This window comes from Tsukamurella sp. M9C, from assembly GCF_020169415.1.
GTDB lineage: Bacteria > Actinomycetota > Actinomycetes > Mycobacteriales > Mycobacteriaceae > Tsukamurella.
Genome location: NZ_JAIULG010000042.1, coordinates 1 through 12,659 on the forward strand (window position 1 = coordinate 1; position 12,659 = coordinate 12,659).

General features: G+C 71.5%; 10 protein-coding genes, 1 pseudogene and 1 riboswitch. Of the genes and pseudogenes, 7 read left to right on the forward strand and 4 right to left on the reverse strand.

Translation table 11 applies throughout. From position 1 onward, the window contains the following. Nucleotides 1-254 (forward strand): annotated as a pseudogene (locus LB823_RS17705) (ATP-dependent DNA helicase PcrA); the annotation flags it as partial. A 77-nt stretch (nt 255-331) separates the two neighbouring features. On the opposite strand, the gene LB823_RS17710 reads toward LB823_RS17705, so the two are convergent. The 4 genes from LB823_RS17710 to LB823_RS17725 form a co-directional block, all read right to left on the reverse strand. Next, entirely contained in the window at nt 332-1,342 is a 1,011-nt protein-coding gene (locus tag LB823_RS17710) for a M23 family metallopeptidase (protein WP_224649480.1), read from the reverse strand. 195 nt (nt 1,343-1,537) lie between these two features. After that, nucleotides 1,538-2,836, reverse strand: coding sequence for a nitrate/sulfonate/bicarbonate ABC transporter ATP-binding protein (locus LB823_RS17715; protein ID WP_224649482.1), 1,299 nt, complete (start codon nt 2,834-2,836; stop codon nt 1,538-1,540). 27 nt (nt 2,837-2,863) lie between these two features. Beyond that, entirely contained in the window at nt 2,864-4,618 is a 1,755-nt protein-coding gene (locus LB823_RS17720; protein WP_224649484.1) for an ABC transporter permease subunit, read from the reverse strand. Then, complete coding sequence (locus LB823_RS17725; protein WP_224649592.1) at nt 4,615-5,319, reverse strand: MgtC/SapB family protein; 705 nt, start codon at nt 5,317-5,319, stop codon at nt 4,615-4,617. The genes LB823_RS17720 and LB823_RS17725 overlap by 4 nt, the downstream gene beginning before the upstream one ends. 289 nt (nt 5,320-5,608) lie before the next feature. Continuing rightward, a riboswitch (M-box (ykoK) riboswitch) is annotated at nt 5,609-5,777 on the reverse strand. 59 nt (nt 5,778-5,836) lie between these two features. Here LB823_RS17725 and LB823_RS17730 point away from each other — a divergent pair. The 6 genes from LB823_RS17730 to LB823_RS17755 all read left to right on the forward strand — a co-directional run bounded on the left by LB823_RS17730 (nt 5,837) and on the right by LB823_RS17755 (nt 12,643). After that, nucleotides 5,837-6,451 (forward strand): TetR/AcrR family transcriptional regulator, encoded by a 615-nt coding sequence (locus LB823_RS17730; protein WP_224649486.1) that lies wholly within the window; start codon nt 5,837-5,839, stop codon nt 6,449-6,451. Between the two features lie 117 nt (nt 6,452-6,568). Then, nucleotides 6,569-8,101 (forward strand): acyl-CoA carboxylase subunit beta, encoded by a 1,533-nt coding sequence (locus LB823_RS17735; RefSeq protein WP_224649488.1) that lies wholly within the window; start codon nt 6,569-6,571, stop codon nt 8,099-8,101. Nucleotides 8,102-8,143: 42 nt separating this feature from the next. Then, the gene (locus LB823_RS17740; RefSeq protein ID WP_224649501.1) at nt 8,144-10,150 is read left to right on the forward strand and encodes a biotin carboxylase N-terminal domain-containing protein; all 2,007 of its coding nucleotides are present in this window, start codon (nt 8,144-8,146) and stop codon (nt 10,148-10,150) included. 1 nt (nt 10,151) lies between these two features. Next, nucleotides 10,152-11,300, forward strand: a complete 1,149-nt coding sequence (locus tag LB823_RS17745; protein ID WP_224649503.1) for an acyl-CoA dehydrogenase family protein — start codon at nt 10,152-10,154, stop codon at nt 11,298-11,300. Next, nucleotides 11,297-11,800, forward strand: coding sequence for a MaoC family dehydratase (locus LB823_RS17750; protein WP_224649506.1), 504 nt, complete (start codon nt 11,297-11,299; stop codon nt 11,798-11,800). Before LB823_RS17745 ends, LB823_RS17750 begins: the two co-directional genes overlap by 4 nt. Continuing rightward, complete coding sequence (locus LB823_RS17755) at nt 11,801-12,643, forward strand: CoA ester lyase (protein ID WP_224649508.1); 843 nt, start codon at nt 11,801-11,803, stop codon at nt 12,641-12,643. Nucleotides 12,644-12,659 lie beyond the last annotated feature (16 nt).

Consider the following 12,659-nt stretch of genomic DNA (forward strand, 5'->3'; position numbering starts at 1 on the left):
GCGGGGGCTCGTACGGCGGGCGGGAGCAGCGGTCCGACGGTGGCTGGACCCCCAAGCGGGCGCTCAGGCCCACGCGGCGTGCGAACAAGCTCTCGCTCGCCGTGGGCGACCGGGTCTCGCACGACTCATTCGGGCTCGGCACCGTCACCGCGGTCACGGGCGCGGGTCCGATGGAGCGCGCGACCTTCGACTTCGGCTCGTCGGGCACAGTCACCCTGATGACCTTCGGCGGCCTGCCGATGGAGAAGCTCTAGCCCGAACGGCGCGAGCGCCCCGAACAACGCGAAAGGCGCCCCGGTGATCCGGGGCGCCTTTCAGCGTGTGGGGAGTCTTAGACGCGGACGCCGCGCTCGGCGAGCCAGCTCTGCGGGTCCAGCTTCGCGCCGCCGGCGCCGTGCACCTCGAAGTGCAGGTGCGGGCCGGTGGAGTAGCCGTTGTTGCCGACCCAGCTGATGAGGTCGCCCGCCTTGACCGTTTGGCCGGCCTGGACGTTGACGTTGTACATGTGGCCGTAGACCAGCACGGTGCCGTCGGTGAGGCGGATCTTGATCCAGATGCCGAAGCCCGAGGCGGGGCCGGCGTCGGTGACCACGCCGTCGGCGGCCGCGAACAGCGGGGTGCCGAGCGGGGCGGCGAGGTCGAGGCCGCCGTGCATGGCGCCCCAGCGGGTGCCGAAGTTCGAGGTGAGGGTGGCGCCGTTCACGGGTGCGGTCACCTTCGGGCGCATCGAGTCGATGATGCGCTTGTCGTCCGCGTCCTTGCGGGCCTTGCCGCCGGCGAGACCGGCGGTGAACTGCTCGGTGTCCTGCGCGGCGGGCAGGGGCGCCTGACGGCCGGCGTTGGCCTCGGGGCCCGCGGCGGGCGGCACGATCGGCTGCTGCGAGGTCGACGGGCCCTCGCTACCTGCGGCGTTGACCACGGCGGCGCCGGCGACGCTGGCACCCGCGGCGAGCGCGAGCAGGGCGGCGCGGCCCTTGAGGGCGTGCGGAGCGGTGGGGACGCGGTGCTTGCCGCCCTTGCGGACCGGCGTGGGGAGCAGCTCGGGGGCGGCCTCCGGCGAGCCGAGGAGTGCGGTGTCCTCGATCTCGTCGAGCTCGGGCGCGTCGAGCTCGGTGTCCCCGGTGAACAGCACCTCGGGGATCATGAGGTCCTGCGTGACCTCGGAGCTGGAGGGGCGGTAGACCAGGCCGGTGTCGTCCGGCGCGTCGGCCCAGGTCTCGGAATAGGCCTCGTCGAGACGGGCCTCGAGCTCATCCAGCGGGATGATCGCGGTGATCGACTCATCATCGAGGACCTGCGTGCCGCCTTGCCAGCGCACGTGGTTCTCGCGACTCCGTGTCATATCTCGCCTACTCCAACCGTAAAACCGCACTTCGGACCACGTGGTGATCCGACGATGTCCTCATCGTGACCGCTTCGTGATCCGCGTCCCGTCGACGATAACGAAATGATTGCGGCGAGACAACCTCTAGGGGGGCGGTTCGGTCGAATGTGCGCTTGGTCACAATGAGATCACAAAGCCTCAGGTCACTATGTGTCATTGCTGGTCCAGCAGGATCCGGCCGCCGTCCGCGTCGTAATCGTAGAGTTCGCCGTACCGACCCCAGTCGACGGCCAGCCGGAGCTGGCGTTCCGCGTCGTCCGGGCCGAAGCCCCGCCGCAGCAGATCCAGGAAGAAGCCGCTGCGCAGCGCACCGGCGGGCGCCGTCCGCAGCGCCCGCAGCACCGTCCGCACCAGCGGGGCCCGCTCGGCGGCCTGCCGCGCGAAGACCTCCTTGGCCTCCGTGAGCGGCACCGAGGCGAACGTGCGACCGATGTCGGTGAGCACGATGTCGTTGCCGCTCACCTCGGCGAAGCCGAGCAGGGCCGCGGCGTCGACCAGCGGCATGATGTCGTCGAGCTCGAAGTTGAGGTCCGCCGCGAGGTCGGGGAGGTCGGCGTGGTCGCCGTGCGCGGCGACGAGCTCGAGCAGGCCGGCGATGCCGTCGACGGTGGCGTCGGGGAGCGGCCGGCTCACGGGCGTCGCCTCGACGGGGTCGGGCTCGTGCTCGATCTCCGCGTCGCGGCCCGTCAGCGCCCCGTACAGCCGGTCGACGATCGCCTCGAACTCCGGCGCCGTGCGGGTGCGCGGGCGCGGCAGGTCGATCCGGGTCTCGTGGACGATGCGGCCGGGCTTGGAGCCGAGCACCACGACGCGGTCGGCGAGGAGCACCGCCTCCTCGATGTTGTGCGTGACGATGCAGACGCTCCGGGTGGGGAAGCCGTCGCCGCCCCACAGCTCCACCAGCTCGCCGCGCAGGTTCTCGGCGGTCAGCACGTCGAGGGCGGAGAAGGGCTCGTCCATGAGCAGGAGGTCCGGCTGCCGCACCAGCGCCCGGGCGAAGCCGACCCGCTGCCGCATCCCGCCCGACAGCTCCCGCGGGTACGCGGACTCGAAGCCGTCGAGGCCGATGGTGTCGATCGCCTCCAGCGCCCGGGTGCGGCGCTCGGCGCGCGGCACGTTCCGGGCCGTCAGGCCCAGCTCGACGTTGTCCTGGACGGTCAGCCAGGGCATGAGTGCGAAGGACTGGAAGACCATGGCGGTGGCCGGGTTGGGCCCGGACAGCGGCGCACCGTCGGATTCGACGGTGCCGGACGTCGCGGGGATCAGCCCCGCCATGATGCGCAGCAGCGTGGACTTGCCCGAGCCGGACCGGCCGAGTAGCGCGACGATCTCGCCGTGCTCGATGGTGAGGTCGATGCCGTCGAGCACGGTCAGGGTGTCGCCGTGGGCGCCCTCGAAGCTCTTGGTGAGGCCCTGCAGCCGGATCAGCGGGGTGGCGAGCGTGGTGGTCATGGAACGGCTCCTAGTAATAAGGGGTGACTAGAGGGAGTAGCGGCGCTCGGCGGTGCGGTAGAGGCGGCGCCAGAGGGCGGCGTTGGTGCCCACGACGAACAGGCACATCACGACGATCCCGAGGAGGAGATGGGAGGTGTGGTCGGGTCCCGTGGCCGCGGTGGCCTGCGCGATGTAGTCGCCGAGCCCGTAGGCGTGGTGGGTCTCGCCGTCGTAGGAGACGACTTCCGCGACGATCGAGGCGTTCCAGGCGCCGCCGGCGGCGGTGATCCCGCCGGTGACGTATCCGGCGAAGACGCCGGGCAGCAGCACGTACCGCCACGTCAGCAGCCGGGGCAGCCGCATGTCGTCGGCCGCCTCCAGCAGGTCGCCGGGGATCGCGCTGGCCGCGGCGATCACGTTGAACAGGATGTACCACTGCGTGCCGAGCGCCATGAGCACGACGCCGCCCAGGTCGAGCGGTATGTTCCACGCCACCAGGACCGCGGTGACCAGGGGGAACAGGAAGTTCGCGGGGAAGCTCGCGCACACCTGGACGACGGGCTGCAGCGCGCGGGTCAGGCGCGGGCTGCGGCCGATGATCACGCCGATCGGCACCCAGACGACGGTCGCGAACACCATGACGACCGCGACCCGCGCCATCGTGGCCAGGCCCAGCAGCAGCACGTGCCCCACCTCGGCGAGTCCGGCGTCGCGGAGGATCACCTCGAGCGCCCGCCACAGGCCGTACGCCAGGACCGCCAGGACGACGGTGCCGAACGCCAGGTCGCCGAGGCGGGTGCGGCGCGGGTCCGCGGGCGCCGCGGTCCCGGTCCGGCCGAACACGGCGAAGGCCCGGTCCAGCCCCGTGATCACCGGGGCGGCGGCGCGGCGCACCCCGTCCGTGACGTGCGAGCGGTGCAGGAGGGTGAGCACCGCCGAACGCGGGACGCGCCCGGTGGCGGAGTCCTCGAGCCGGAACCGCTCGGCCCAGGCCGTCAGGGGGCTCCAGAACAGCAGGTTCACCCCGACGATGACCACGATCATCGCCGCGATCGCCCACCCGACGCGGGCGAGGTCACCGTCGGACGAGGCGGTGGCGACGTAGGCGCCGATGCCGGGGAGGGCGTACTCGTCGCCCGCCACGGAGACGGCCTCCGAGGCGGTGAGGAAGAACCAGCCGCCGCCGAAGCTCATCATGGCGTTCCAGACCAGCGGGATCATGCCGCCGGGCACGTCGAGCCGCCAGAACCGTTGCCAGCGCGACAGTCCCAGGTCGCGGGCGGCCTCGCCGAGCTCGCGCGGCTGGCTGATCAGGCTCTGGTAGAAGGCGAAGGTCATGTTCCAGGCCTGCGAGGTGAAGATCGCGAAGACCGCGGCGCACTCCAGGCCGAGCGTCGACCCGGGGAACAGCGCGAGGAAGACGGTGACGGTCACTGACAGGAAGCCCAGGATCGGCACGGACTGCAGTACGTCGAGCAGCGGCAGTAGTACCGCGCGGGCCCGCCGCGACCGCGCGGCGAGCAGGGCGTAGCCGAAGGTGAAGACGATCGACGCCGCGAGCGCCAGGAACATCCGCAGCAGGGAACGCAGCGCGTAGTAGGGCAGGTTCGCCGGGTCCGTGTCGACACGGGCGGTGCTGTGCGCCAGGTCGATCGGCGCGCCCATGCCCTGGCCGACGCGGATCGTCAGCCAGATCAGCGCGGCCGCGCCGGCGACGACGAGCACGTCGGCGACGATCGAGCGGCGACCGTCGCGCTCGGTCCGCCGGCCGCCGAGCGGGGGAGCGGTCAGCGTGCTCACAGGTCCTCCTCCTCGCGCTCGGGCAGGGCGTCCCAGCGCACCGCCGTCACCGACGGCTCCATGCTGAGCTGGCTGATCGCGGTCTCCAGCGCGCGGTCGTCGCGGCCGTCGGCGGCGAGGGTGGCACGCACCTCCACCTTGCCGTCGGCGGTGTCGACGCTGCTGATCGACTGCAGGTGGAAGACGGTGCGGCTCAGGGCCTGTACCAGCATCACGCGGACGTGCGCCTCGTTCTCGTCGCGCGTCACGGCGACGAACTCGTAGCGGCTCGGCGCCTCCTTGCCGTTGTCGGGCGCGCGGTCGACGGCGTGCCCGACCGAGCGCAGCGCGGTGTTCACCCCGATCACGACGACGGTGCCGATCGCGGCGGGGACGTACATCCCCGCGCCCGACAGCGCACCGACGGCGGCGGAGCACCACAGCGTGGCGGCGGTGTTCAGCCCGCGCACGGTGAGGCCGTCGCGCAGGATCACGCCGCCGCCGAGGAAGCCGATGCCGGAGACGATCTGCGCCGCGACCCGGGTGGGGTCGCCGCCTTCGAATCCGTAGGCGGACAGGACGACGAAGAGCGCGGAGCCGACGGAGACCAGCGCATTGGTGCGCAGGCCGGCCATGCGGGCGCGGTACTGGCGCTCGAGTCCGATCAGGGTGCCGAAGCCGACGCCCGCGACGATGCGCAGCAGGATGTCGAGCTGGTCGATGTTCGTGGTGGCGTGCATGGTGATTCCCCTCGTCCGGGCACGCGCCACTGCGCCGCGGCCCAGGGGAGCGCGGCGGAGTGGGGTGTGGAGGTGTCAGTGGGACGGAGGCGACGCGAGGGCGCCGACGGTGCGTCGTCGGCGGGGCGGGCCTCCGGCCCGGATCATGGTGCGCTCAGCGGCTTCCCGCGGTGATGCGGGAAGCGCCGAGCGATCGACTACGACTGTCGTCGGGCATTGCATCACCTCCGTCGGTTCGACTTCCGCGCGCCGGGAGGGAGGGTGGAGAAAGTGCGCCCCTCCACGTCAGACCTTCAGCACTTCGCGGCGTGAACCCGTGAACGGGAGCCAATCGGGGAGCACCCTTAAGCCGGATGCGCCTGTCCTGACCCGGGGCGTCTCTCGACGTTCGGGGTCGCTGGCCTGTTTCCGCGAAGGAGCCTCAGCGAACGATTGGCGCCTTGCGGAACAAGCATGACACGGGGTCGTTAGCGCTGCAAGCCGAGTAGTGTGGCCCGCCATGGAGGTACCGACGACCCGCCGGTCCGGCGCGGCAGGGCTCGAGGCGGGGACGGCGCGCGAGCGCGCGAAGGCGGCGCGCCGCCGCGAGCTGCTCGCCGCGGCGGCGGCGCTCATGGCCGAGCGCGGCTTCGCCGGCGTGCGCCTCGAGGACATCGGCGCGGCAGCGGGCGTCTCCGGCCCGGCCATGTACCGCCACTTCGCGGGCAAGCAGGACGTGCTCGCCGCCCTCCTGGTGGAGATCTCCGAGTACCTGTACGACGGTGGCCGCCGGGTCGCGGAGGAGCGCGCCGACGATCCGCGGCAGGCGCTGCGCGACCTCGTCGACTTCCACGTCGACTTCGCCGCCTCCGAGCCGGATCTCATCCGCGTGCAGTACCGCGACATGTGGTCGCTCGCGCCGGAGTCGGCGCGCCGGGTGCGCCGGCTGCAGAGGCAGTACGTGGAGCTGTGGGCCGACGCGCTCACCGCGCTCGGCGGCGATCCGGTGGACAACCGCGCCGTCGTGCACGCCGTCTTCGGCCTGATCAACGCCGCCCCGAGCCTGCCGGCCCTGCCGCAGCCCCGGCTGCGCGCGCTGCTGCGCGACAAGGCGCTCGCCGCTCTGGGCGTCTAGCCCGACCAACCCGCGCAATCCGCCGCGCGGAAGCTACCCCCGGGTAAGACTGGACACGGTGGCCGGGCTCACATATTCTCATTTTCAGTTAATGGTGAATAACCCAAAGGAGCGGGCGTGACATTCCGCGAGGAACACGAGGCGAACGTCGCCGAGCTGCGTGAACGGCTCGACAGGGTGGCGCAGGGCGGCGGTGAGCGGGCACGCGCCCGGCACGAGGGCCGCGGCAAGCTGCTGGTGCGCGAGCGGATCCGGCGGCTGCTGGACACGGGCAGCCCGTTCCTCGAGGTGGCGCCCCTGGCGGCCGAGGACATGTACGACGGCAAGGCCCCCTCCGCGGGCGCCGTCGCCGGCATCGGCACCGTCTCCGGGCGGCAGGTGATGATCGTCGCCAACGACGCGACGGTCTCCGGCGGCACCTACTACCCGGTCACCGTGAAGAAGCACCTGCGCGCGCAGGAGATCGCGATGCAGAACCGGCTGCCCTGCGTGTACCTCGTGGACTCGGGCGGTGCCATGCTGCTCAACCAGGAGGAGGTCTTCCCCGACCGCGAGCACTTCGGCCGCATCTTCTACAACCAGGCGACCATGAGCGCCGCGGGCATCCCGCAGATCGCCGCCGTGCTCGGCAGCTCCACCGCGGGCGGCGCCTACGTGCCGGCCATGAGCGACGAGACGATCATCGTCCGCGACCAGGGCACGATCTTCCTCGCGGGTCCGCCGCTGGTGAAGGCCGCCACGGGCGAGGACGTCTCCGCCGAGGACCTGGGCGGCGGCCTCATGCACTCCACCAAGTCCGGCGTCACCGACCACCTGGTCGACTCCGACGACGAGGCGCTGGAGAAGGTCCGGCAGATCGTCGGGCGCCTCGGCCCCGTCGGCGAGCGGCAGTGGGAGGTGCGCCCGGCGCTGCCGCCCCGCCGCCCGCAGACGGACCTCTACGACGTGGTGCCGACCGATCCGAAGATCGGCTACGACGTCCGCAAGCTCATCGAGATCATCGTCGACGACGGCGAGTTCGACGAGTTCAAGGAGCTCTTCGGCACCACCATGGTGACCGCCTTCGCGCGGATCCACGGCCACCCGGTGGGCATCATCGGCAACAACGGCGTGATCTTCGCCGAGGCCGCGCAGAAGGGCGCGCACTTCATCGAGCTGTGCGACAAGCGTCGGATCCCGTTGCTGTTCCTGCAGAACATCACCGGGTTCATGGTGGGCCGCCAGTACGAGGAGGGCGGCATCGCCAAGCACGGCGCCAAGATGGTCACCGCCGTCGCTTGCGCCCGCGTCCCCAAGTTCACCGTGATCGTGGGCGGCTCCTTCGGCGCCGGCAACTACTCGATGTGCGGCCGCGCCTACTCGCCGCGTTTCCTGTGGATGTGGCCCAACGCCCGGATCTCCGTCATGGGCGGCCCGCAGGCCGCCGACACGCTCGGCTCCGTCCGCCGCGAGCAGGAGGGCATGGAGGAGTTCAAGCAGGGCGTGCGCGACCAGTTCGAGCGGCAGTCGCAGGCCTACTACTCCACGGCCCGGCTGTGGGACGACGGCGTGATCGACCCCGCCGACACCCGCACCGTCCTCGGCCTCGCGCTCGAGGCGGCGTCCCGGACGCCGCTGGCCGAGGTCTCCTACGGCGTCTTCCGGATGTGACGCATGTCCATGAGCGGAGGGCACGAAACAAGAGGAACCGACATGCGCACTGATGTGGCACGTGGCAAGAAAATCGAGAAGGTCCTGATCGCGAACCGCGGCGAGATCGCCTGCCGCGTCATCGATACGCTGCGCACGCTCGGCATCGCCAGCGTCGCGGTGTACTCCGACGCGGACGCCGACGCCCGGCACGTGCGGCTCGCCGACGAGGCCGTGCGCCTCGGCCCGGCGGCCGCCACCGAGAGCTACCTGCGCATCGACAAGGTGGTCGAGGCGGCTCGCGTCACCGGCGCCGACGCGGTGCACCCCGGCTACGGCTTCCTCTCCGAGAACGCCGCCTTCGCGCGGGCGCTCGCCGATGCCGGAATCGAATTCCTCGGCCCGCCCGTCGAATCCATCGAGACGATGGGCGACAAGATCACCGCGCGCGCCGCCGTGGTCGAGCGGGACGTGCCCGTGGTCCCCGGCATCAGCCGCCCGGGCCTGACGGACGCCGACCTCATCGGCGCGGCCGAGGGCATCGGCTTCCCCGTGCTCATCAAGCCCAGTGCGGGCGGCGGCGGCAAGGGCATGCACCGGGTCGAGAACCCGGCGGATCTGCCCGCCGCGGTCGCCGCCGCGCGCCGCGAGGCGGCCGCCGCCTTCGGCGACGACACGCTGTTCATGGAGCACTTCGTCGACACCCCGCGCCACATCGAGGTGCAGGTACTGGCGGACAAGCACGGCAACGTGATCCACCTCGGCGAGCGCGAGTGCTCGCTGCAGCGCCGCCACCAGAAGGTGATCGAGGAGGCCCCGTCGGCCCTGCTCGACGAGGCCACCCGCGCCGAGATCGGCCGCGCCGCGTGCGATGCCGCGCGCTCCGTCGGCTACACCGGCGTGGGCACCGTCGAGTTCATCGTCTCGGCCAAGCGCCCCGATCAGTTCTTCTTCATGGAGATGAACACCCGCCTGCAGGTCGAGCACCCCGTCACCGAGCTGGTGACCGGCGTCGACCTGGTGGAGCAGCAGATCCGCGTCGCCAACGGGGAGGCGCTGGCGCTGTCCCAGGACGACATCGTGCTGACCGGGCACGCCGTCGAGGCGCGCGTCTACGCGGAGGACCCGGCGGCCGGCTTCCTGCCCACGGGCGGCACCGTGACGGCGCTGCGGTATCCGCGCAGCGACCGCCGCGGCCCCGTCCGCGTGGACACCGGCATCGAGGCCGGCAGCGTCGTCGGCAGCGACTACGACCCCATGCTCGCCAAGGTGATCGTGCACGCCGACGACCGCGAGCAGGCCCTGCGCCGCCTCGACGAGGCCCTCGCCGGCACCCAGCTCACCGGCCTGCGCACCAACGTCGACTTCTGCCGGTTCGTCCTCGCCGACGCCGACGTGGTCTCGGGGGAGCTCGACACCGAGCTGCTGGATCGCCTGGCGCCCACCTACACCCGCCCCGAGCCGACGGTCCGCGCCTACGCCGCGGCGGCGCTCACCGCGGTCGCCGCATCCCGTGGCGAGGGCGCGTGGGGCACGGAGACCGGCTGGCGCATCGGGGGCGCGCAGCCCACCGTGGTCCGGTTCGCCGGCACCGAGGAGACCGGCGAGGTCCACGTCTCGGTACTCGGGGACGCGGTCACGGTGCGCGGGACCTTGGAGGGATCCACGCTCGACAGCTCCGGCACGGCGCGGATCGTCGGCGAGCGGCTGGTGGTGGACGGCTTCTCGACGCCGGTCACCGTCGCTCTCGACCGCGGAACCTATTGGGTCAGTGGCGAGGACGGCACGTACGAGCTGCCGCTCGCGAAGTCCACGTCGAAGGACCGCGACGGCGCCCACGGCGGCGACGTCGTGAGCCCCATGCCGGGCGCCGTCGTCGCGGTCCCGGTCGAGGACGGCCAGACGGTGACCAAGGGCGAGACCCTGGTGATCATCGAGGCGATGAAGATGGAGCAGCCGCTGACCGCGCCGCACGACGGCGTGGTGTCCATCGCGGTGCGCGCAGGAGACAAGGTGACCGCGGCCCAGGTGCTCGCGAGCGTCACGGCTACCGGAACGGAAGAGAATTGACATGGAACTGACCCAGGACTACGCCGACCTGCGGGACACGGTGCGCGACTTCGCGAACCAGGTGGTCGCGCCCGTCTCGGCCAAGCACGACGAGGAGCACTCCTTCCCGTACGAGGTCGTGAAGCAGATGGGCCAGATGGGCCTGTTCGGCCTGCCCTTCCCCGAGGAGTACGGCGGCATGGGCGGCGACTACTTCGCCCTCGCCCTCGCGCTGGAGGAGCTCGGCCGCGTCGACCAGTCGGTCGCCATGACGGTGGAGGCCGGCGTCGGCCTCGGCGCCATGCCGATCTACAAGTTCGGCACCGAGGAGCAGAAGCAGAAGTACCTGCCCTCCCTGGCCGCGGGTGAGAACCTCGCCGGCTTCGGGCTCACCGAGCCCGGCTGCGGCTCGGACGCCTCCGGCACCCAGACCACCGCCAAGCGCGACGGCGATCAGTGGGTCATCAACGGCTCCAAGCAGTTCATCACCAACTCCGGCACCGACATCACCAGCCTGGTGACGGTGACCGCCGTGACCGGCACCAAGCCCGACGGCCGCAAGCAGATCTCCACCATCATCGTGCCCAGCGGCACGCCCGGCTTCACCGTGGAGCCCGCGTACAACAAGGTGGGCTGGAACGCCTCCGACACGCACCCGCTGAGCTTCTCCGACGTGCGCGTGCCGACGGAGAACCTGCTGGGCGAGGAGGGCCGCGGCTACGCGAACTTCCTCTCCATCCTCGACGAGGGCCGCATCGCCATCGCCGCCGTCGCCACCGGCGCCGCGCAGGGCTGCGTCGACGAGTCGGTGAAGTACGCCAAGGAGCGCAACGCCTTCGGCAAGCCGATCGGCGAGTTCCAGTCGATCGCCTTCGCCATCGCGCGGATGGAGGCGCGGGCGCACACCTCGCGCGTCGCCTACTACGAGGCCGCGCGGCTCATGCTGGCCGGCAAGCCCTTCAAGAAGGAGGCCGCCATCGCCAAGATGATCTCCTCCGAGGCGGCGATGGACAACGCGCGCATGGCCACCCAGATCCACGGCGGCTACGGCTTCATGAACGAGTACCCCGTCGCGCGGCACTACCGCGACTCGAAGATCCTCGAGATCGGCGAGGGCACCACCGAGGTCCAGCTCATGCTGATCGCGCGTTCGCTGGGGCTGAATTCGTGAGCGAGCAGGAGCCCGTGCGGCGGGTCACTCAGCGCGGCCTGTGGTTCGACGAGTTCGAGGACGGCGTGCTCTACGAGCACCGGCCCGGCGTCACCGTCACCGAGGCCGACAACATGCTGTTCACCAAGCTGACCATGAACACCCAGGCGCTGCATCTGGACGCGCACTGGTCGGCGCAGCAGCCCGGCTTCGGCGGCCAGCGCCTGGTGAACTCGATGTACACGCTCTCCACCCTGGTGGGCCTGTCCGTCGCGCAGCTCACCCAGGGCACGCTCGTCGCGAACCTCGGCTTCTCCGAGATCGCCTTCCCCGCGCCGGTGTTCGCCGGCGACACCCTGTACGCGGAGACGCTGTGCACGGGCAAGCGGGAGTCGAAGTCGCGGCCGGGCGAGGGCATCGTCAACCTGCGGCACGTCGCGCGCAACCAGGACGGTGCCGTCGTCGCCGTGGCCGAGCGGTCCACGCTGGTGCGCCGGGCACCGTCGGGGGAGGGGGCGTAGATGTTCCACCACGATGACCTGAACGCGCCCGCCTGGCAGCCGCCCGGCCCCGCGATCCTGTTCTGCCCCGCCGACCGGCCCGAGCGGTACGCCAAGGCGGCCGAGCGCGCCGACGCGGTGATCATCGACCTGGAGGACGCCGTCACCGCCGACGATCGGCCCGCGGCTCGCGAGGCCCTGATCGCGGGCGATCTCGACCCGGCGACGACGATCGTGCGGGTGAACGCCTTCGGCACCTACGACTTCGCAGAAGACATCGAGGCGCTGCGCCGCACGGCCTATCGTGTGGTCATGCTCGCGAAGACCGAGTCGGCGCACCAGCTGGACAAGCTGGCGCAGGTCGACGGTCTGCAGGTGATCGCGCTCATCGAGACGCCCCTGGGCGCGGTGAACGTCAACGAGATCGCCGCCCATCCGCGGTGCATCGGCCTCATGTGGGGCGCGGAGGATCTGGTGGCCGCGATGGGCGGGCGGTCCAGCCGCTTCGCCGACGCGACCTACCGCGACGTCCCGCGGCACGTCCGCTCGGCGACCCGACTCGCGGCCGCCGCGCACGGCAAGTTCGCGCTCGACGCGGTGCACATCGACATCGCCGACACCGAGGGCCTCGCGGCGGAGGCCGAGGACGCCGTGGCGCTCGGCTTCGCCGCCACCGTCTGCATCCACCCCTCGCAGGCGGCCGTGATCCGCGCGGCCTACCGGCCCACGGACGACGAGATCGCCTGGGCCCGCGAGGTGCTCGAGGCCGAGGCCGGCAACAACGGCGTCTACCAGGTGCGGGGTCAGATGATCGACGCGCCGCTGCTCGCCCAGGCCCGCGCGATCGTCGCCCGGGCCGACTGAAGAATCAGTAGGAGTG